Raw genomic sequence first — 21,036 nt, 5'->3', positions numbered from 1 at the left:
GACTTTTCGATTGCACCAGCGTGTCGGCCTGCCCGTGACCGGGCCGCGATACCCGGATCAGGCGGCCTCGCGCAATTGCCCCGGCTGGAACGGCTGGATCACGACGGTATCGCCATCGAAGATACAGAAACTTTGCGTCGGCACTTCCTGCCAGTCGCTTTCGTCGCTTTCCAGCGGCTCGGACACCACGGCGCGGCCGCCGCGAGTATCAGACCAGCGGTGATACAGCGTCGGCGCCATATCGTCGCTGGCATAGCGCAGGGCATAAAGCCGCTGCCCATCCGAAAATGCCGCCGTCAGCCGGACAAAGGGCGTGGTGCCGCGTTCGCGCGCCAGCGCCTCGAACTTGGCGGTGGCGCGGGCCATGGCGCCGGCGGGGTCGGTCTCCAGCCCCTCGCCCAGAGCCATCAGGAACAGCGCCTCGCTGTCGGTCGCGCCTTTGCGATGGGCATAGAATTCGTCGGGGATCAGCGCATCGGCATGACGGCGATAGCTGTCATAACCGCCGAACTGGCCATTGTGCATGAAACTCCAGCGGCCGACGACAAAGGGATGGCAATTGTTGCGGCTGGTCGCGGTGCCGGTCGAGGCGCGGACATGGGCCAGAAACAGATGCGATTTCAGCGTCGCCGTCAGGCTCTTGAGATTGCTGTCCGACCAGGCCGGCATGATGTCGCGATAAAGCCCCGGCTCGTCGCGATCACCATACCACGCCAGCCCAAAGCCATCGGCATTGACCGGCGTCATGCAGCGCGTGGCGCCATGGCTTTGCCGCACGAGCGAATGGCCCGGACGGCAGATGACATCCTCAAGATAGATCGGCATGCCGACATAGGCTGCCCAACGGCACATTGCGCTGTCCCTTTCCCTGCGTTTTCCTACGGCTAGCACGGAAAGCTTAAAAAATCACCCCAAAGTCTCAGGCCGGGGTCTCTTCCACGATCACGAGGTCGCGCTCTGCTGCATTTTTGGCATGTTCCAGCGCCGCCTGATACTCGGCCGAGCGGTAGCAGGCCACGGCATCCTCAAGGCTGGGGAAACGCGCCACGACATTGCGGGCGCGATCATTGCCTTCCAGCTGCACATAGCGCGCGCCGCGCGCCAGAAACACGCCGCCATGCGCCGCGATGGCCGGCCCCGCCAGCTTGGCATATTTGCCATAGGCCTCGGGGTCGGTCACGTTGACATGGGCAATCCAGAGCGCGGTCATGCTTTCTCTCCGATCAGGGTCTCGACGGCGGCAATGGCGCTGTCGGCAGCATCAAGGCTGGGCGCCCCGCCCTGCGCGCGGTCGGGACGGCCACCGCCGCCTTTGCCGCCAAGGGCTGCCGTCGCGGCCTGCACCAGCTCCACCGCGCTAACCCGCGCGGTCAGATCCGCCGTGACACCGGCGGCGACAGTCGCCTTGCCATCGGCCTCGGCCAGCACGACCACGGCGCCCGAGCCAAGTTTCGCCTTCATCTCATCGACCAGCGGCCCCAGCTCCTTGCCCGAAACGCCATCGACCTTGCGCGCGATCAGCTTGATGCCATTGATTTCCTTGGACGCATCATCCGCGCCGCCACCCATGGCCAACTGGCGTTTCAGCTGCGCGACCTCATTGGCCAGCGCCTTGCGTTCCTCGGCCAGCGCACGGACCTTGTTGACCACATCGCCCGATTGCGCCTTCAGGATGCCCGCGATTTCCGACAATTCGGCATCAGTGCGGCGCAGAGCCTGCATCGCGGCCTGACCGGTCAGCGCCTCGATCCGGCGGATGCCGGCGGCCGAGGCCGTCTCGGCGGTCAGGGCGAACATGCCGATATCGCCGGTGCGACCGACATGGGTGCCGCCACACAGTTCCAGCGAATAGGTCTCGCCCTCATTGCCCTTGCCCGAGCCGGGCAGCGTCCCCATCGAAACGACGCGAACCTCATCGCCGTATTTCTCGCCAAACAGCGCCTGTGCGCCAAGGGCGCGGGCGTCGTCGGGCGTCATGATGCGGGTATCAACTGCGGTATTCTGACGAATGAAATCATTCACCTCGGCCTCGACCTGCGCGATTTCCTCGGCCGACAGCGCCTTGCCGTGGCTGAAGTCGAAACGCAGACGGTCGGGCGCGTTCAGGCTGCCCCGCTGGGCGACGTGATCGCCAAGCGCGCGGCGCAGCGCCTCATGCAGCAGGTGCGTGGCCGAGTGGTTGGCGCGGATGGCACTGCGGCGGTCGTGATCAACCGACAGCTGCGCGCCCTGCCCCCGGCTGATCGTGCCCAAAGTGACCTCGGCCACATGGATGAAGACGCCATTGGCCTTTTTCGTGTCAGTCACGCGGGCAGCACCGGTTTCCGTCTTGATCAGGCCGGTATCGCCGACCTGACCACCGGATTCACCATAGAACGGCGTCTGGTTGACCACGATCTGAACCTGCTGGCCCTCGGCCGCCTGTTCAACGGCAGCACCGTCCTGCACCAGCGTCAGGATCTGGCCTTCGCTGATTTCGGTGTCATAGCCCAGAAATTCGGTCGCGCCATGCTGTTCGGCGATATCGAACCAGATCGCGGCATCCTTGGTCTCGCCCGAACCGGCCCAGGCCGCGCGCGCCTTGGCCTTTTGTTCGGCCATGGCGCTGTCAAAGCCCGCCGTATCGACCGCCCGGCCCTTTTCGCGCAACGCATCCTGCGTCAGGTCCAGCGGGAAGCCATAGGTGTCGTAAAGCTTGAACGCCGCCTCGCCGGGCAGGTTGGCGCCTTCGGGCAGGTGCGACAGCTCGTCGTCCAGAAGGCGCAGACCGCGATCCAGCGTCTGCTTGAAGCGGGTTTCCTCCAGCTTCAGCGTTTCCTCGATCAGCGCCTGCGCGCGGCCGAGTTCCGGATAGGCCGCGCCCATCTGGCGCACCAACGCCGGGACCAGCTTGAACATGACCGGGTCTTTTGCGCCCAACATGTGGGCGTGGCGCATGGCGCGGCGCATGATCCGGCGCAGCACATAGCCGCGACCCTCGTTCGACGGCATCACGCCATCGGCAATCAGGAAACTGGTCGAGCGCAGGTGGTCGGCGATGACGCGGTGATGCACCTTGCCCGGGCCATCGGGATCGGCGCTGGTCGCATGGGCCGAGGCCTCGATCAGCGACCGCATCAGGTCGGTGTCGTAGTTGTCATGCTTGCCCTGCAGCAGCGCGCCAATCCGTTCCAGCCCCATGCCGGTGTCGATCGACTGCATGTCGAGGGCGCGCATCGAGCCATCCTCGAACTGCTCGTTCTGCATGAAAACGAGGTTCCAGATCTCGATAAAGCGATCACCGTCTTCGTCGGCCGAGCCGGGCGGGCCACCCCAGATGTGATCGCCGTGATCGAAGAAAATCTCGGTGCAGGGACCACAGGGCCCGGTGGGGCCCATCTGCCAGAAGTTGTCGCTGGTGGGGATGCGGATGATGCGGTCATCCGTCAGGCCTGCGACCTTTTTCCAGATATTCGCGGCCTCGTCATCGGTGTGGTAAACCGTGACCAGCAGCTTGTCTTTCGGAATACCGAAATCCTTGGTCAGCAATTCCCAGGCGAACGGGATCGCCTCATTCTTGAAGTAATCGCCAAAGCTGAAATTGCCCAGCATCTCAAAGAAGGTGTGATGCCGCGCAGTATAGCCGACATTGTCCAGGTCGTTGTGCTTGCCCCCCGCCCGCACGCATTTCTGCGCGGTGGTGGCGCGGTTGTAATCGCGCGTCTCGACCCCGGTGAACAGGTTCTTGAACTGCACCATGCCCGAGTTGGTGAACATCAGGGTGGGGTCGTTTCTGGGCACCAGCGGGCTGGAGTCGACCACGCGATGGCCATTGCGTTCAAAGAAGTTCAGGAAAGTCGAGCGGATATCGTTCAAGCTGGGCATGTCGGGCCTTCATCGCAAAGCGGTCCTACCGGCCAGGCCGGTTTGCCGCCCGGTCTAGCCCCGGCGACGGCGGCTGTCCAGCAATCCCGGCAGGCTTGGCCCGGCCAGGCCTTCTTTCGTGAAGAAATATCCTGGGGAGTCCGGCCGCAAGGCCGGGCGGGGCAAAGCCCCCAATGAAAAAGGCGCGGGACCATGGCCCCGCGCCGGAATATCACGCCCATGCGCGACCGAGATCACGCCTTGCGCGATCAATCCTCGGTCAGCGCATCGTCGCCGTCATCCGTGGCACCGAAATCCAGACCGTGGCTGGCCCGGATCTTGTCCTCGATGGCATAGGCCACCTCGGGATTGTCGCGCAAATACTGCTTGGCGTTCTCGCGGCCCTGGCCGATGCGCTCATCGCCGTAGGAATACCAGCTGCCCGACTTGTCGACGACGCCGGCCTTGATGCCAAGATCTATCAACTCGCCGACCTTGGAAATGCCCTCGCCATACATGATGTCGAACTCGACCTGCCGGAAGGGCGGCGCGACCTTGTTCTTGACCACCTTGACCCGGGTCGAGTTGCCGACCACCTCGTCGCGGTCCTTGATCGAGCCGGTGCGCCGAATGTCCAGACGCACCGAGGCATAGAACTTCAGCGCATTGCCGCCGGTCGTGGTTTCCGGGCTGCCGAACATCACGCCGATCTTCATGCGGATCTGGTTGATAAAAATCACCATGCAATTGCTGCGCCCGATACTGGCGGTCAGCTTGCGCATGGCCTGGCTCATCAGACGGGCCTGACTGCCCATCTGCATATCGCCCATGTCGCCCTCAATCTCGGATTTCGGCGTCAGCGCCGCGACCGAGTCGACCACGACCAGACTGACCGCGCCCGAACGCACCAGCGTATCGACAATCTCCAGCGCCTGCTCGCCGGTGTCGGGCTGGCTGATCAGCAGCTCGTCCAGATTGACGCCCAGCTTCTTGGCATATTGCGGGTCCAGCGCATGTTCCGCGTCGACAAAGGCGCAGACCCCGCCCTTTTTCTGCTCTTCGGCCACGACATGCAGCGTCAGCGTGGTCTTGCCCGAGCTTTCGGGCCCAAAGATCTCGATAATGCGCCCCTTGGGCAGGCCGCCGATGCCCAGCGCGATATCCAGCCCCAGCGAGCCGGTCGAGGTCGCCTCGATCTCGGCCACCGGGCTGTCCTTGCCCAGCTTCATGATCGAGCCCTTGCCGAACTGGCGTTCGATCTGGGCCAGCGCGCTGTCGAGGGCCTTCTGCTTGTCAGCCGATTTCTTGTCGTTCATGTCGAAAAGTGTCGCCCCTGCCATGCCGTCCTCATGCTTATTTCACACCCCGACTGCCGGGGCAACTCTGCCCACCCGCCGAATGTTCACGGGTTGTTCCAATCTGGTTGCAATCGAAGCAAATTGCAAGAACCCCTTCCATCGACGATGCGCGGCCCGCGACCGACGCCTGCCCAGCTTGACAGGCTATGGTTAAGAATAGGTTTACAGCGTCCGAGCCGGGGTTTATCCCCTCAACGAATGGTACTTTAAATGGGAACGCCTTTAAATTGTTGATTTTTTGGGATAAAAGACTGGTTTTCCTTGCAACCCCGAAGGCCGGATCGACTGCGGTCGAGGCAGCTCTGGAACCCCTGGCCAATGTCGCCGTGCAACGTCCCGCACCGCTGAAGCATACCGACCTGCAGGGCTATCGCGCCCATATCGCGCCATGGCTGCATGCGGCGACCGGCGATCACTTCACCACCGTCGCCCTGATGCGCGAGCCGCTGGGCTGGCTGCGCAGCTGGTATCGCTTTCGCCTGCGCGACGATATCGACGACCCCGACCATGCCATGACCGGCGTCAGCTTTTCGAATTTCGCCCGCAGCTATGCCGATCCCCAAGGCAAGGATTTCCGGGTCATCGGCCGCCAGTCCGATTTCCTGACCCATGGCGCGGATCAAATCGACCGCATCTTCCGCTATGAGGAAATCGAGGATTTCACCCATTTCCTCGAGGACCGTCTGGATTGCGCGATCAGCCTGCCGCGCGTGAACGTGCCGCCGGCGGTCGATGTCTCGCTGGATGACCAGCAAGAGGCCGCGCTGCGCCAGATCATGGCGCCCGATATCGCGCTTTACGAAACGCTCGGTCCCGGCAAGGGCTGAGCCGGCCACGGGGCGGGCCACCCGCCCCACCGTCGTGCGAAAACCATAGATCAGCACGCGGCAGCAATGCCGCCAAGTCCATCCGATGATGCAGGGATTTGCCTGATTGCAGCGTCCGGGCCAAGCCGGAAGGCTACTGGTGCGGTCGAGAAGACTCGAACTTCCACTCCGGTTAAGGAACAGCGACCTCAACGCTGCGCGTCTACCAATTCCGCCACGACCGCACGTCTGTAGGCTCGGGCCTTCTAGACGGTTGCCGGGCGGATGAAAAGAGTGATTTTCATCCGCCCGACGCCTTTTTCACTCGGCCGCGACAGCGCCCTGCGGGATGTAGTTCAGAACCGGGGCCAGCCAGCGTTCGGCCTCGCTCAGCGTCATTCCCTTGCGCGCGGCATAGTCCAGAACCTGATCGTGCTCGACCTTGGCGACCCCGAAATAGTAGGCCTCGGGATGACCGATATAGAGCCCCGAGACCGTGGCGCCCGGCCACATCGCCATCGACTCGGTCAGCTCGACTCCGGTGGCGGCAGTGGCGTCCAGCAGGCGGAAAAGCGTGGTCTTTTCGGTATGGTCCGGTTGCGCCGGATAGCCGGGCGCGGGACGGATGCCGGAGTAGGGCTCGGCGATCAGTTCCTCGGGGGCAAAGGTTTCGGTCGAATAACCCCAGTATTGCTTGCGCACACGCTCATGCATCATCTCGGCCAGGGCTTCGGCAAAGCGGTCGGCCAGGGCCTGCACCAGAATGGCCGAGAAATCGTCGTGCGCGGCCTTGTAGCGGTCGGCGATGCCCTGTTCCTCGGCCCCGGTCGTCACCACGAAACCGCCGACATAATCGCGATGCCCCTCGGGCGCGACGAAATCGGCCAGCGCCACATTCGGGCGGCCATCCCGCTTTGCAACCTGCTGGCGCAGTGTATGCAGCGTCGCCAGTTCATGCTCGCGATCCTCGGCCGTGAAAAGGCGGATGTCGTCGCCAACCCGGTTCGCGGGCCAGAAGCCGATCACGGCGCGCGGCTTGAACCATTGCTCATCAATGATGCGCTTCAGCATGGCCTGCGCATCCGCAAACAGTTGGCGCGCCACCTCCCCCTGTTTTTCATCCTCAAGGATGCGCGGATAGACACCCTTCAACTCCCAAGTCTGGAAGAAAGGCGTCCAGTCGATATAGCGCGCGATCTCGGCCAGATCGAAGTCGTCGATCACGCGGGCGCCCAGGAATTCCGGCACCTTCGCCTCGAAGCCCGTCCAGCCGATCTTCACGGCATTGTCGCGCGCGCTGGCCAAGGGCAGGCGCTTCTTGTCGGCCTCGGCCCGGGCGTGCTTGTTGGCCACGTCCAGATATTCGGCGCGCACATTGTCGACGTAGGCCGTCTTTTGCCCCGACAGCAGGTTCCCCACCACGCCCACGGCGCGGCTGGCATCGGTGACATAGACTGCCTGCCCCTTGGCATATTTCGGATGGATCTTGACGGCGGTATGCACGCGGCTGGTCGTCGCCCCGCCGATCAGCAGGGGAATGTCGAAACCTTCCCGCTCCATTTCAGAGGCGACATGGACCATTTCGTCCAGCGACGGCGTGATCAGGCCCGACAGGCCGATGATATCGACCTTCTCGGCCTTGGCTACCTCAAGGATCTTGGTCGCGGGCACCATCACGCCCAGATCGATGATCTCATAATTGTTGCAGGCCAGAACGACGCCGACGATGTTCTTGCCGATGTCATGCACGTCGCCCTTGACGGTCGCCATCAAGACCTTGCCCGCGCTGGATCCACCGCCGGCCTTCTCGGCCTCCATATAGGGCAGCAGATGCGCCACGGCCTGCTTCATCACGCGGGCCGATTTCACCACCTGCGGCAGGAACATCTTGCCCGAGCCGAACAGGTCGCCCACCACATTCATCCCGTCCATCAGCGGGCCTTCGATGACATGCAGCGGACGGGCAGCGGCAAGCCGCGCCTCTTCGGTGTCTTCCTCGATATATTCGGTGATGCCATTGACCAGCGCATGCGACAGCCGCTGGTTCACCGGCCAGGTGCGCCAGGTCAGATCCTTTTCGCGGCCCTTGGCGCCACCCTCGCCCCGGAACCGCTCGGCGATCTCCAGCATGTTCTCGGTTGCGGTGCCGCCATTGGCGGGCTTGCGGTTCAGCACCACATCCTCGCAGGCCTCGCGCAGCGCGGGCTCGATCTGGTCATAGACCGCCAGCTGACCGGCATTGACGATGCCCATGTCCATGCCCGCCTGAATGGCATGATACAGGAACACGGCATGCATCGCCTCCCGCACCGGTTCATTGCCGCGGAAGCTGAAGCTCAGGTTCGACACCCCGCCCGAGACATGCACATGCGGCAGCGTCTGCACGATGCGGCGCGTGGCGTTGATGAAATCAAGGCCGTAATTGTCGTGTTCCTCGATGCCGGTCGCCACGGCAAAGATGTTCGGGTCAAAGATGATATCCTCGGGCGGGAAACCGACGCGGTTGACCAGAATGTCATAGGCGCGCGCGCAGATCTCGACCTTGCGGTTTTCGGTATCGGCCTGCCCGGTCTCGTCAAAGGCCATGACGACGACGGCGGCACCATAGCGGCGGCACAGATCGGCGTGATGGATAAAGGCCTCCTCGCCCTCTTTCAGAGAGATCGAGTTCACAACCGCCTTGCCCTGCACGCATTTCAGCCCGGCCTCGATCACCTCCCATTTCGAGCTGTCGATCATCACCGGCACGCGGGCAATATCGGGTTCCGCCGCGATCAGGTTCAGGTAATCGATCATCGCCTGTTTGCTGTCGATCAGCCCCTCATCCATATTCACATCGATGATCTGGGCGCCGTTCTCAACCTGATCGCGGGCGATATCCAGCGCGGTCGCGTAATCGCCATGGGTGATCAGCTTGCGGAACTTGGCAGAGCCGGTGACGTTCGTGCGCTCGCCCACGTTGATGAAGGGGATGTCGTCGGTCTTGACGAAGGGCTCCAGCCCCGACAGGCGCAGGCGCGGCTCGATCTCGGGGATCTCGCGCGGGGCGATGCCTTCGACGGCGCGCGCAATGGCCGCGATATGCTCGGGCGTCGAGCCGCAGCAGCCGCCGACCACATTGACCAGCCCCTCGCGCGCGAACTCGGCGACCTGCGCCGCCATATCCTCGGGCGATTCGTCATATTGGCCCATCTCGTTGGGCAGGCCGGCATTGGGATAGGCGCAGATCAGCGTATCGGCGACGCTCGACAGCTCGGCCAGATGCGGACGCATCGCTTCGGCCCCAAGGGCGCAGTTCAGGCCGATGGTGACCGGCTGGGCATGGCTCACCGAATGCCAGAAGGCGGTAGGCGTCTGCCCCGAGAGCGTGCGCCCCGAAAGGTCGGTGATCGTGCCCGAGATCATCACCGGCAGCCGCAGCCCGGTTTCGGCAAACACCTCCTCGCAGGCAAAGATCGCGGCCTTGGCGTTCAGCGTGTCAAAGATCGTCTCGATCAGGATCAGATCCGCGCCGCCATCAATCAGCCCACGGATCTGCTCGGCATAAGCCAGGCGCAGATCGTCGAAGGTCACGGCGCGATAGCCCGGATTGTTAACATCCGGGCTGATCGAGGCCGTGCGGTTCGTCGGCCCAAGCGCCCCCGCGACCCAGCGCGGCCGCCCGTCCTCGGCGGTGGCGCGGTCCAGCGCCCGGCGCACCAGTTGCGCGCCCTGCCGGTTCAATTCATAGACCGCCGCCTCCATGCCGTAATCGGCCTGCGCAATGGTCGTGGAACTGAAGGTGTTGGTCTCGACGATATCGGCGCCGGCCTTTGCATAGCGGTAGTGGATATTCTCGATCGCCTCGGGCTGGGTCAGAATCAGCAGGTCATTGTTGCCCTGCTGCGGATGGCTGGTCGCAAAAGCCAGCGGCACGCCCGAGCCCTGCCCCAGAAAATCCGGCTCGGTCAGCCCCAGCCCCTGAATCTGCGTGCCCATCGCCCCATCCAGGATCAGGATCCGCTCGCGCGCAGCGGCATTCAGGGCTTCGAAGACGGGCGATTTCGGCAGGGTCATGACAGCATCCGGGCTTTGGTGAAACGCCTATATAAGGGCAATTCTTCAATTAGTGAAATTCAACATCCGCAGAATGATCTTGCAGCGGATTCATCTTTCGCCATTTCCCAAATACCCCCGGGGGTGTGGGGGCAGCGCCCCCACCGCGCTGCGCCCCCATCGCAACGCCGCCCCTTGCGAGCCCTGCCGCACGGGAATACTTCCCCTTTCATGACCGAATGGATCACCGCCCCCGACCTGACCGACTATGCCAAGGCCACGGCCTTCATGGAGGCGCGCGCCGCCGCCATCGCCGCAGGCACTGCGGACGAGCTGATCTGGCTGGTCGAGCACCCGCCGCTTTACACCGCAGGCACCTCGGCCAAGGCGCAGGATCTGCTTTCGGCCCGCTTCCCCGTTCACGAAACCGGGCGCGGCGGCCAATATACCTATCACGGCCCCGGCCAGCGCGTGATCTATGTCATGCTGGACCTGAACCGCCGCGGCCGCGACGTGCGCGCCTTCGTCCAGTCGCTGGAAAACTGGGTCATCGACGCGCTGGCCGAGTTCAACCTGAAGGGCGAAATCCGCGAAGGCCGCGTCGGCGTCTGGATCGCGCGCCCCGACAAGGCACCGCTGTCCGACGGATCGATGCGCGAGGACAAGATCGCCGCCATCGGCGTCAAGCTGCGCAAATGGGTCAGCTTCCACGGCATCTCGATCAATGTCGAACCCGATCTGACGCATTACGCCGGCATCGTGCCCTGCGGCATTCAGGGCCATGGCGTTACCAGCCTTGTCGACATGGGGCTGCCGGTCGGCATGACCGATCTGGATCTGGCCCTGCGCCAGACCTTTCCGGGGCGTTTCCCGCCGCTTGCGGGCTGAATACGCCCCTCGCCAGAACTGGCGATTATGCGCAAAAACCATAAACTGTCTTCGTCCCTATGCGACCTTTTGCCGGTATCACGGCGGGCGTGGGCCATGCTACGCCTTGGCGCCGGAAGGCGGGGAAGGTCCCGCCCGTCAATGGAAAATGCCCCAAAGGAAAAGCCATGAAGATCAGCATTATCTTCTCGCTCGCCACTGTTGCGCTTGCCTCGCAGGCCATGGCGCAGGACGCCGCCAACGGCGAAAAGGAATTCAAGAAATGCAAGGCCTGCCACACCATCGAGGCGCCGGACGGCACGGCGGTGGTCAAGGGCGGCAAGACCGGGCCCAACCTCTATGGCGTGATCGGCCGCAAGGCCGGCAGCGAAGAGGGCTTCAAATATTCCGACGCCTTGCTCAAGCTGGGCGAAGCCGGCGAGGTCTGGACCCAAGAGGATCTGGCCAGCTACATCACCGACCCGAACAAATATGTCGATGAGAAGGTCGGCGACGCGTCGCTGAAAACCAAGATGACCTTCAAGCTGGCCAAGAACCAGGCCGATGTCGCGGCCTTCCTGGCGCAGCACTCGGCCGAGGGCGGCGCGGCCCCGGCGGCCGACGCCCCCGCCGCTGCCCCGGCCTCGAACTAGACGCATCCTGTCGCGAACCGGCAACGGGGCGCATGGAGGGCGCCCCCACGCCCTTGGTGTGATTGCCGGTCGCGAGTTTGTGTTCTACTACTTGATCCGAGTCAGCCGGCCCCAGGGCCGGTCAGCCGCATGTTTAGGGAGTTCAGCATGGCAGACGCAGCCGCCCACGGCCACGGCGACCATCATGACACCCGCGGGTTCTTTACCCGCTGGTTCATGTCAACCAACCACAAGGATATCGGGATCCTCTACCTGTTTACCGCAGGTGTCGTCGGCCTGATCTCGGTGATGTTCACCGTCTACATGCGGATGGAGCTGCAGCATCCGGGCGTGCAATACATGTGCCTCGAAGGCGCGCGCTTCATCGCTGACGCCAGCCGGGAATGCACCCCGAACGGGCATCTGTGGAACGTGATGATCACTTATCACGGCGTGCTGATGATGTTCTTTGTCGTCATCCCGGCGCTGTTCGGCGGTTTCGGCAACTATTTCATGCCGCTGCACATCGGTGCACCGGACATGGCCTTCCCGCGGCTGAACAACCTCAGCTACTGGATGTATGTCTGCGGCGTGGCCTTGGGCATCGCCTCGCTTCTGGCGCCGGGCGGCTCGGACCAGCCGGGTTCGGGCGTGGGCTGGGTGCTCTATCCGCCGCTCTCGACCTCCGAAAGCGGCTATTCGATGGATCTGGCGATCTTTGCCGTCCACGTCTCGGGGGCAAGCTCGATCCTTGGCGCCATCAACATCATCACCACCTTCCTGAACATGCGCGCGCCGGGCATGACGCTGTTCAAGGTGCCGCTGTTTGCATGGTCGGTCTTCATCACCGCATGGCTGATCCTGCTGTCGCTGCCGGTTCTGGCGGGCGCCATCACCATGCTGCTGATGGATCGCAACTTCGGCACGCATTTCTTTGACCCGGCCGGCGGCGGCGACCCGGTGCTCTATCAGCACATCCTGTGGTTCTTTGGCCACCCCGAGGTCTATATCATCATCCTGCCGGGCTTTGGCATCATCAGCCATGTCATCTCGACCTTCGCCAAGAAGCCGATCTTCGGCTATCTGCCGATGGTTCTGGCCATGGCGGCCATCGGCGTGCTGGGCTTTGTCGTCTGGGCGCACCACATGTATACGGCGGGCCTGTCGCTGACCCAGCAGGCCTATTTCATGCTGGCGACCATGACCATCGCCGTGCCCACGGGCATCAAGGTGTTCTCGTGGATCGCGACCATGTGGGGCGGCTCGATCGAGTTCAAGACGCCGATGCTCTGGGCCTTTGGCTTCCTGTTCCTGTTCACCGTCGGCGGCGTCACCGGCGTGGTGCTGAGCCAAGCGCCGCTGGACCGGGTCTATCATGACACCTATTACGTCGTGGCCCACTTCCACTATGTGATGTCGCTGGGCGCGGTCTATGCGATCTTTGCCGGCGTCTATTTCTGGATCGGCAAGATGTCGGGCCGGCAATACCCGGAATGGGCCGGCAAGCTGCACTTCTTCATGATGTTCATCGGCTCGAACCTGATCTTCTTCCCGCAGCACTTCCTGGGTCGTCAGGGCATGCCGCGCCGCTACATCGACTATCCGGTGGAATTCGCCTACTGGAACAACATCAGCTCGATCGGCGCCTATATCTCGTTCGCCTCGTTCCTGTTCTTCCTCGGCATCGTGTTTTACACGCTGTTTGCCGGCAAGCGCGTGAACGTGCCGAACTACTGGAACGAGCACGCCGACACGCTGGAATGGACCCTGCCCTCGCCGCCGCCCGAACACACGTTCGAGACGCTGCCCAAGCGCGAGGACTGGGACCACAGCCACGCCCATTGATCGCGATGCCCTATCGCTGGCATGACACGGCCCCGGAGCAATCCGGGGCCGTTTTCCGTCTGGAGATCTGGCCGCACCGCTCGTTGCCGGCGCGCGGCTTTGTCTGGGTGATCGGCCTGACCGCGACCGGGCTTGCGCTGCCGCTGCTGGCGCTCTTGGGAACGACCGAGCTTTGGGGGTTGCTGCCCTTTGCGCTGCTGGCGATCTGGGCGCTTTGGGTGGCGATACGGCGCAGCTATGCCGCCCCGCGCGAAGAGCTGGTCATGGACGCCCGTTCTCTGCACCTGCGCCGCAGCGATCCCGGCCGCCCCGACCGGGTCTGGCAGGCCAATCCCTATTGGCTGCGCCTTGCCCTGCACGCCGATGGCCCGGTCGAGGACTACCTGACCCTGACCGATGGCCAGCGCGAGATCGAACTGGGCGCCTTCCTCGCGCCCGAGGAACGCGTCGCGCTGCATGACGAACTGGCCGAAAGGCTGCGGCGACTGCGATAAGGGATGGTGCCGGTTGCAGGAATCGAACCCGCGACCTTCTGATTACAAATCAGCCAGAAAGCAACGTTTATCAACGCACAAGGCGGTTTTTGTCCCACGGACATATCATGAACGAATCATGAGAGTGGGAAACGCCATCCACGGAGGAACGACAGCATGAGCGACTGGCAACCGATAAGCACCGCGCCGAAGAACCCTGCGGGGGAATTTTACGGTCCCCCCGTGCTAATTTGGGATAAAGCAACCGCGCTTCCTTGGCCTGCACAATGGGCGCAGGGTGGACCAGACAATACGGGATGTTGGCGCATCCTGAATGAATACGCGACAGACCCCAAGGAAGTAGAGATCTGGCCGGAAGACGCCTTGAAGTGGCAGCCAATTCAGCCCCCGGAGGACGCGCGATGAGTGACGAGGACCGCTATTGGTCGGTGCGCCTGATCGTCTACGCTTTCGAGAGCGAGGACGAGGCGCGCGAATACCAGCACAAGCTGGTGGATGCCTTCTGCGCCATGCCGGAGAGCGCGGACCTTGCATCCACCGCCGGATATTTCGAGGGCAGCAGTTTCGACGAAATCGCCCGCCTCCGCGTCAACGTTGAACGCCTCACGGCCTCACTGGCGGCAGAGGTCGAGGAAAGCGAGAGGCTGCGGGCCGCCCTAACCGACGAGCGCCGGCACGGGGATGAACTGGCGGCGGTGCTGGAGGATCGCGATGGTGGCGCGCATGACGGGGACTGCCGCGTCTACCAAACTTACCGAGAAGTAATGTTCTGCGACTGCGGGCACGTCGATACTGTGGCTGCCCTCTCCCAGCACCGCGCCCGCCATCGGGGCTGACGTGTCATCAGATCGCTGATCTGCGAACATGAGCGGCGGGACGTGTTAAGCTGCCGGCGATTATTTCTCGCCTATCCGCATTTTTCGCTTGCGTAGTTCGCGAAGCGAACTTAGTGTCATCTCACAGGCAGACGGCATGGGCCGCGCCTCTCAAGGAGACAGACAGATGCAAAACATCAACTTTTTCCCCAAAAATCCGGAGTTTAGCGACGCTGGCCGCAAGATTATCATCGCCATTCCTGGCGGGAAATACGGCATTGCAGCCCCGTGGTCCCCTGCCTACGCGCCGGGGGATGTCGGCGGCCAGATCAAGTTCGAGGCGCCTGTTTATATGGTGATAGATGAGTTCGACAGCCGGGAAGCGGCTCAGGAGCGGTGGCGCCAGCTCGCGGGGTTGTAACGCATAAAGGCCGGAGATTACTTCACGGACCATGAGGAAGCCACAGCCCAGCGGAAGCTCAAAAATACTGTCGGGCTGTTGCTTCAAGATTAGGATACAATCCGATATGCCAACCGATGCTTTCGCTTCGTGCTTGATCCGCGCTCTCGGGCTGACTGCCAACGACCTGGCCGAAATCGGCGGCTGGAGCGGCCTGAGGATGGCGCAGCACATTATGAGTGGCACCCGGCCTTGCCCGGCTGATGCCCTGCGCGCCATTCAGGACGTGCATGACGACATAGAATCCATAACCGACGAGCTCGTGCAGCGCCTCGAAAGTGGTGAGGCTGCTATTCGCATCCCGCGCACTATAGAGGCGCTGCGTGCTGAGTGGCCGCACTGGCCAGGGCGTGGCAAAGCGGCAGGAGGGTTTCTCGGGCCATTTCAGATTGCAGCCCATACCGCCGCTGCGATATTGGACGAAGAGGGCGTTGAGGTTGATCTGATTTGGTCGGACTGATGGCTGGTGTTTGGGGCGGCGGTTAATTCAGACACCCTGCCCGCATCTTATCCAGCACCAGCAGCCCGGCGCGCTGGCTCTGCGGCCCGCCGTCCTCGACCAGCGCGGCGGCCAGCGCCTGCCGGCTCGTGCGCGTCCCGTCGCAGATCGCCGCGTCAGAGGCCTGCGTGTTTGCGCAGGCGTTCACGCACATCAGCATCAGACAGCTTGCCAGGATCTTCCACCGCATCGATCTTCCCCCGCGTTTCGCGATATGCCTTGTCCTGCCGCGCCTGAGCGTCGGCCTTGCCTGCCGACCGGCCCCGGAGCCATGCCCCGAGGATGGCCGCGAGGGCGACGCCGAGGGCGGCGAGCCATGCTTGGATGCGGGAGATCATTCGCGCTCTGGCTTTGTGGCCGCCTTCACAGCCCACATAGCCGCTTCTTCGACTGCGGTTTGGGCCAATGCTTTGAGGCGTCCAGCCTCATTACCGCGCTCACTGTCGCGATCGCTGGAGATGCTGTCGATCAGGTCGATCAGGTCGGCAGCCTTGCGCTTGATGTCGTTCACCAGGCCAGACGCGCTGGGGTTGAAGCTGATGCCGACGCGGAATTCACCTTTAGTTTGCATGGTATTTCTCCTTGGTTGATGAAAATTAGCGCGCCCGCTTGAGCAGCCGGACCAGCACATAGGCTCCAGCCATCAGCACCAGCGCGGCCAGCGCATAGGAAACCGGCCCCGAGCCTTGCAGCGTCCCGGTCAGGCCCGCCAGCAGACCGCCGGCGGCGGTCAGCCCTTCGGGCGTTGCCAGCTTGGTCAACGGCGACGGCGCGGCCGCGTCGACTGTCCGAGATGCGACGAAGCTGCCCTTTGCCCACAGGCCGGCCTCGGCCGCCCGGCGGTTGACCAGCCCCTGCATGGTCTTGCCGTCGTTCTTTACCCATTTCGCCAATTGGCCCGGCACAGCGTCATAATCGCCCGCGTTTAGCCGCTTGAGCAGGGTCGATTTCGAGAAATTGCCCTGACCCACGTTGAACACGAAGCTGGTGAGCGCACCGCGCTGGCCGTCCGACAGCGGCACCTTGACCAGCCGCATGACGATAGCTTCCGCCTCGCCAAGGTCGTATTCCAGCGCCGCCTCGGCCTGATCCTGGGTGATCTTCTGGCCCTTGTAGACCTTCATGAACGCGTCCGAGGTGTGGCCGTAGCCGATGGTCCACGGGTTGCCGTCCTTACTGCCGGGATCGGGATATGCTTCAAGGCGCAGCCCCTCCCAGCGCTTGACGTGCTCCAGCGTCTCTTTTGCGATGGCCATCATTTCCTCCAGTATTTCCACAGATCCAGCGCCTGCCTCGGATCCTCTGACGCGATCAGCAGCCAGCGCATCACGCCCTCGGCCGTCAGCGTCACGATTGCGGCCGCCACGGGCTGCGGCACGCCGATGACCTCGGCCACATAGTCGGTTCCTATCCACGCCGCGCCGACGGCGACCGCGATAGTGGTGATTACCTTGGCCGGGCCGAGGCTGGCGCTGGTCTTGACCTTGACGATCAGCGCCACGCCGACCGCGATCCAGAAATCCATGCTGCGAAAGGGGCTCGGATCACTCATGCTGCGGCCCTCACGACTGGCTCATGTCAAGGACGCGGAACACGCCGGCCCCGCCACCGGCGATGTCGAACTGCTTAAAGATCGGCCCCGGGCGCCCGCCCAAGGGCAGCATCTCGGATCCGCGCGCCACATTGACCGACAGGAGCGGCGTGTTGCTGTCCCATCCCGAGAAGATCAGGACCTGCTGCTCGCCCGCCGCGCTCATCTGGAACCGCGCCCGGAACTGGTTCGTGGCGCCCCATGTTAGCGAGGCGGTCGCCAGAGCCGCCCCCACTACCGCCGCGCCGCCGGCACTGAACGTCATGTGGTAGAGCACTGCGGTATTGGCGCCGGAGCGGAACAGAGCCAGCCCGCGCCGGCCATTGTCGGTGATGTAGCTTGACCCGCCGAAGATGCGCTCGGCCAGCAGCATGACGCCGGATCCGGGCGGCAGCGACGCCTCAAAAACCATGTCGAGCGATCGCCCCATGCCATAGCCGCCGATCAGCGGCGACGCGCCGTATTGGTCGCTGTCGTAAACCACCAGTCCCGCACCGCTGGCCGGAATCGCTTGGGCGAAATTGGCGAAGGTGGCCCGCTCGCAGAAGCTGAAATAGCCGAGGAATACGGCCGAAGTGTTGTTGTCCGCCGGTGCGAGGAACGAGATGCGGGACAGGCCGGGATAGAGCGTGCCGACAAAAGCCGGCGTTTCCGCCGCCCGCCGCCCAGCCGCACCCTGAGCCTGTCCCGCTGTGGGGCTTGGGATGTTCGATGCGACACGGGTCAGATAGCTGTAATTCGTCAGCCGGGGAGCGTCGGCCAAGGCGCGGGGGCTGTAGAAGCCATCTCCGTCCACGCTGTTCCAGAAGATCCGCCGCGCGTCATGCACCGACCACACCCACATATCGATCAGGCGCTGGCTCACCGCATAGGTGCCGGCCTGCACGTTCATCGAGGCGCCGACCGCATTGTTGATCGGGGATGCACCCTCTGCCGCCGTCAGGTCATAGGTCAGGCGGTGGGTGTTGGCGTGGCGCGACCAACTGGCGACGTTAGCCACTGCGTCGTCTCCCAACCAGAGCGTGTTCGGGTTGAGCCGGGCTGCGATATAGCCCGCTTTGACGCTATGCCAGCTGTCGCCGCCATGGGTGCCGTCTGGCTGCGCCATGCGCCAGCGGGAGTTGCCGCCAATGGCGTCCATCACCTCGGTCATGGCGTCGTGAACCTCGATCGCATCAACACCGAACTCGCCGGCCAGCCGACGCAGCACCTCGGTGACGGTCGTGGCGTTGCCAGCCTGCCGGCCGAAGTTCAGAGCCGCCACCGGATCCGGGGTCAGGATAACCGGGACGATCCCCCAATAATCGCACTGGCTCAGGATGTATCTGAACTGGGTGTAATAGCCCTCGACCGTGAAGCTGGGATGCACCACGTCGTTGACCCCGAATCCGATAAGCAGCAGGTTCGGCGTGCCATAAGCCGGGTTGTCGATGATCGCGCGCCGCAGGTTGTTGCGCGCCCAGCCGTCGATGACCGTCTTGCCGCCATATCCTGCGTTCCAGATCGTGATCCCGCTGTTCGCGTGCATCGCCCGCAGGGTAGTTTGCAGCACCGCCGGCCATGCGTTCGGCGGCTCATGCGCCGTCGACCCGACTGCCGTCCCGTCACCATTGGTCGGGTTCGGGGTCCAGCCGGTCGAGCCATTGCCGTCGATCAGGCTGTCGCCGAACGCGGCGGCTGTGACCGCGCCGCCGGCCTTCATGCGCGCTACCCAGCGGTCCATGCCGCCGCGCCAGTCCATATCCAGCGCCAGCAAGCCGTCCGGGCCGGTGGGGTCCACCTGATACCGCATCCGACGCACCATGCGAATGTCGCCCTCGGCCAGATCGCCACGCGCCACCGCCTGCGCCATCCGCGCGCGAGTCGTGAAGATCGGGCCAGCCTCATAGAACCTCACCCCGTCGAGCCGCGAGAAGTGGGTATCCGTGGCGGCGGCCGGCGCCACCTTCCACGCCCCGTTGGTCCGCACGCTCACGGTCGTGCCCGCGATCAACGCATTCGTGCTGTCCCGCAGCGCCTGCATGTCGGCATAGCTGAGGACCATCCCAGATACAGATTCGGCGATATCCTCTGCCCGGTCTGCCGCAGCATTGGCGCGATCCGCCGCCTGCTGAATGCCGCCGATGGTCGCCATCGCCTGATCGTAGCCAGCGATCATCGCAGTGACGCGCTGGGTCAGATACCGGCTGTCGGACTGCACGACGATGGTCCTGTTGATGTAGCTCATGCTGCAATCTCCTGAACAATGACGGGCCCTTGCCAGACGACATTGAGGTCGGGCAGCGGCGCGGTAATGGTGATCTGGTATGCAGCGTCGATGCGCCTGCAGGACCGCATGTCCTGCCCGACTTGCGCGGGGATGGTGGCGGTCAGGTATCCGTCGCCGTCCAGCGCCAGCGGCACCCGGTATTCGACCACCTTCTTGCGCAGGATCAGCAGCTCGGCGGAATAGGCAGCCCCATCGACGGTCTGGGTGAAATCGACCGGGGTTTCAGCCTCCAGGTAGCGCCATGACTGACGCGTCTCCTGGGTGGGCCAGAGGGTCAGCGGGGGAACGGAAACAACATCCTGCATCAGCGGAACTCCGACCAGCGGACGGGCGCGGCCGTCGAGGTGATCCTGTAATAATGACCGGGGGGAACATCGAACGTGACCGGCCACCCGTCCCAATCACCGACGCTGCAAATCGTCGCCATGGTCGTGGATGATGCTCCGCACAGGATATCGCCAGAGACGTTCACCCCCATCTGGATGATGACCTGAATCGTGCGGCCGGTGGCATTCTGGTAGTTGATGTTCCGCGCCCGGTCGGCAGTGACGACCGACCAGACGCGATCATCGGCGCCCTTGGCGGCCTTGAGCGATTTCGGCGAGAGGACGGCCGGCGTCTCGGATGTTCCTGCAGCCCAGATCGCATCAGTCGCGGTGTCACTGGACTGCATGAGCCAAGCCCACGCGCCCCACTCCCCGCCGGCCAAAACCCGGACGTGCTGCCTACGACTTCCAACAGCTGAGAGCGTCATCAAGGCCGCATTGGCTGAGACGCGCCAAAACTGGATCAGGCCGCCGGCGTCCGGCACCAGCCCCGTCGGGAATGTGCCGTAGCTATCGCCGTTGTAGCGATAGACACCGGATGCGATTTCGATGTTGTCGATATTGCTGAGCAAGGTGGCATTGCCGGTGACGCCAAGGCCAAAGTCGGCCAGAGGGGCAAGGATATTCGCCTGCACCCTCTCAATCGCCTTCTGGACCGTCTTTTCCGGGACCGCCTCTGTCGGGCGGAACGAGACGCCAGCGGCGCCAACATTATCGGTCGAGACAAGCTGCACCGGGTCGATGGGGTAGCCTGCCAGAACGGCGCCTGCGGCAGTCGTGATGCGCACGCGAATATCGCCATCTCCGAGGGTGTAGATCGGCGGGAACACCCCCGCGCCGTCAGCAGCAAGCGGCGTTGGGTGCGGCGTGGTGCAGGCGGGATCGGAATAGACGATCTTCGCCGTGTTCGTGCCGGATCGGTAGAAATAGGCCAGCGCGCCGGGCGCAGCGATGCCGTTCACGTCCACCGCTCGGTTTTGGTTCAGGTTCAGGATGGTTGCCATTGGCGCTCCAATGCAAAAAGCCCCGCCGAAGCGGGGCCACGTTCTCGTTTGTTCTGGATGGAAGAATCGCTCCGGGGCCGCTTAGGGTGTTGAACGGCTTGCAATAAGGACCCCGCTTCTGGGGTGATCGGCGTCCAAAAGGGACCCCACCGACCGGGGGTTGGGTCCATTGTGCCTTCGATGATTATCGGA

Annotated in this window: 20 protein-coding genes and 1 tRNA gene; 8 read left to right on the top strand and 13 right to left on the bottom strand. The window is 63.5% G+C overall.

The annotated features are described in order from the left end of the window. Positions 1–57: 57 nt before the first annotated feature. The 4 genes from GL279_RS05980 to recA all read right to left on the bottom strand — a co-directional run bounded on the left by GL279_RS05980 (position 58) and on the right by recA (position 5,183). Entirely contained in the window at positions 58–852 is a 795-nt protein-coding gene (locus GL279_RS05980) for a class II glutamine amidotransferase (RefSeq protein WP_155063710.1), read from the bottom strand. 67 nt (positions 853–919) lie between these two features. After that, positions 920–1,210, bottom strand: a complete 291-nt coding sequence (locus GL279_RS05975) for a DUF1330 domain-containing protein (protein WP_155063709.1) — start codon at positions 1,208–1,210, stop codon at positions 920–922. After that, complete coding sequence (alaS, locus tag GL279_RS05970; RefSeq protein WP_155063708.1) at positions 1,207–3,864, bottom strand: alanine--tRNA ligase; 2,658 nt, start codon at positions 3,862–3,864, stop codon at positions 1,207–1,209. The genes GL279_RS05975 and alaS overlap by 4 nt, the downstream gene beginning before the upstream one ends. Before the next feature lie 248 nt (positions 3,865–4,112). Then, positions 4,113–5,183: a recombinase RecA gene (gene recA, locus GL279_RS05965; RefSeq protein ID WP_155063707.1), complete on the bottom strand. Its 1,071-nt coding sequence runs from the start codon at positions 5,181–5,183 to the stop codon at positions 4,113–4,115. A gap of 344 nt (positions 5,184–5,527) precedes the next feature. On the opposite strand from recA, the gene GL279_RS05960 reads away from it, so the two are divergent. Beyond that, a complete protein-coding gene (locus GL279_RS05960) occupies positions 5,528–6,028 on the top strand; it encodes a hypothetical protein (RefSeq protein ID WP_343039720.1) in 501 nt (166 codons plus the stop codon). Positions 6,029–6,165: 137 nt separating this feature from the next. On the opposite strand, the gene GL279_RS05955 is transcribed toward GL279_RS05960, so the two are convergent. Both GL279_RS05955 and metH read right to left on the bottom strand, forming a co-directional pair. Next, positions 6,166–6,252 (bottom strand) — tRNA-Leu (locus GL279_RS05955). Positions 6,253–6,328: 76 nt separating this feature from the next. Next, on the bottom strand, positions 6,329–10,063 hold the full coding sequence (metH, locus tag GL279_RS05950) for a methionine synthase (RefSeq protein WP_155063705.1): 3,735 nt from the start codon (positions 10,061–10,063) through the stop codon (positions 6,329–6,331). A gap of 210 nt (positions 10,064–10,273) precedes the next feature. On the opposite strand from metH, the gene lipB reads away from it, so the two are divergent. From lipB to GL279_RS05915, 7 genes are all read left to right on the top strand, one after another. Next, a complete protein-coding gene (gene lipB / locus GL279_RS05945) occupies positions 10,274–10,930 on the top strand; it encodes a lipoyl(octanoyl) transferase LipB (protein ID WP_155063704.1) in 657 nt (218 codons plus the stop codon). Between the two features lie 167 nt (positions 10,931–11,097). Continuing rightward, positions 11,098–11,562, top strand: a complete 465-nt coding sequence (locus tag GL279_RS05940; RefSeq protein ID WP_155063703.1) for a c-type cytochrome — start codon at positions 11,098–11,100, stop codon at positions 11,560–11,562. Positions 11,563–11,709: 147 nt separating this feature from the next. Next, complete coding sequence (locus GL279_RS05935) at positions 11,710–13,386, top strand: cytochrome c oxidase subunit I (RefSeq protein WP_155063702.1); 1,677 nt, start codon at positions 11,710–11,712, stop codon at positions 13,384–13,386. A gap of 5 nt (positions 13,387–13,391) precedes the next feature. Then, entirely contained in the window at positions 13,392–13,880 is a 489-nt protein-coding gene (locus tag GL279_RS05930) for a DUF2244 domain-containing protein (protein ID WP_155063701.1), read from the top strand. A 401-nt stretch (positions 13,881–14,281) separates the two neighbouring features. After that, complete coding sequence (locus tag GL279_RS05925) at positions 14,282–14,716, top strand: hypothetical protein (protein WP_155063700.1); 435 nt, start codon at positions 14,282–14,284, stop codon at positions 14,714–14,716. A gap of 166 nt (positions 14,717–14,882) precedes the next feature. Continuing rightward, entirely contained in the window at positions 14,883–15,116 is a 234-nt protein-coding gene (locus GL279_RS05920; RefSeq protein WP_155063699.1) for a hypothetical protein, read from the top strand. 106 nt (positions 15,117–15,222) lie between these two features. Continuing rightward, positions 15,223–15,615: a hypothetical protein gene (locus tag GL279_RS05915; RefSeq protein WP_155063698.1), complete on the top strand. Its 393-nt coding sequence runs from the start codon at positions 15,223–15,225 to the stop codon at positions 15,613–15,615. 22 nt (positions 15,616–15,637) lie between these two features. Here the strand turns inward: GL279_RS05915 and GL279_RS05910 are convergent, their stop codons facing one another. From GL279_RS05910 to GL279_RS05880, 7 genes are all read right to left on the bottom strand, one after another. Continuing rightward, positions 15,638–15,844 (bottom strand): hypothetical protein, encoded by a 207-nt coding sequence (locus GL279_RS05910; protein ID WP_155063697.1) that lies wholly within the window; start codon positions 15,842–15,844, stop codon positions 15,638–15,640. A 144-nt stretch (positions 15,845–15,988) separates the two neighbouring features. Then, entirely contained in the window at positions 15,989–16,225 is a 237-nt protein-coding gene (locus GL279_RS05905; protein WP_155063696.1) for an Acb2/Tad1 domain-containing protein, read from the bottom strand. Between the two features lie 25 nt (positions 16,226–16,250). Further along, positions 16,251–16,910 carry a lysozyme gene (locus GL279_RS05900; RefSeq protein WP_211371264.1) on the bottom strand — a complete coding sequence of 220 codons (660 nt, stop codon included), beginning with the start codon at positions 16,908–16,910 and terminating at the stop codon, positions 16,251–16,253. Beyond that, complete coding sequence (locus tag GL279_RS05895; protein ID WP_155063694.1) at positions 16,910–17,206, bottom strand: hypothetical protein; 297 nt, start codon at positions 17,204–17,206, stop codon at positions 16,910–16,912. The genes GL279_RS05900 and GL279_RS05895 overlap by 1 nt, the downstream gene beginning before the upstream one ends. Positions 17,207–17,216: 10 nt before the next feature. Continuing rightward, a complete protein-coding gene (locus GL279_RS05890; RefSeq protein WP_155063693.1) occupies positions 17,217–19,472 on the bottom strand; it encodes an SGNH/GDSL hydrolase family protein in 2,256 nt (751 codons plus the stop codon). Beyond that, positions 19,469–19,819, bottom strand: coding sequence for a hypothetical protein (locus tag GL279_RS05885; RefSeq protein WP_155063692.1), 351 nt, complete (start codon positions 19,817–19,819; stop codon positions 19,469–19,471). The genes GL279_RS05890 and GL279_RS05885 overlap by 4 nt, the downstream gene beginning before the upstream one ends. Then, the gene (locus tag GL279_RS05880; protein ID WP_155063691.1) at positions 19,819–20,844 is read right to left on the bottom strand and encodes a hypothetical protein; all 1,026 of its coding nucleotides are present in this window, start codon (positions 20,842–20,844) and stop codon (positions 19,819–19,821) included. Before GL279_RS05880 ends, GL279_RS05885 begins: the two co-directional genes overlap by 1 nt. Between the last annotated feature and the right edge of the window lie 192 nt (positions 20,845–21,036).

The sequence above is a fragment of the Paracoccus limosus genome (assembly GCF_009711185.1).
In the GTDB taxonomy this organism is placed as follows: Bacteria; Pseudomonadota; Alphaproteobacteria; order Rhodobacterales; family Rhodobacteraceae; genus Paracoccus; species Paracoccus limosus.
The sequence above is the reverse complement of the archived record's forward strand: the minus strand, read 5'-3'. Positions and strand labels throughout refer to the sequence as shown.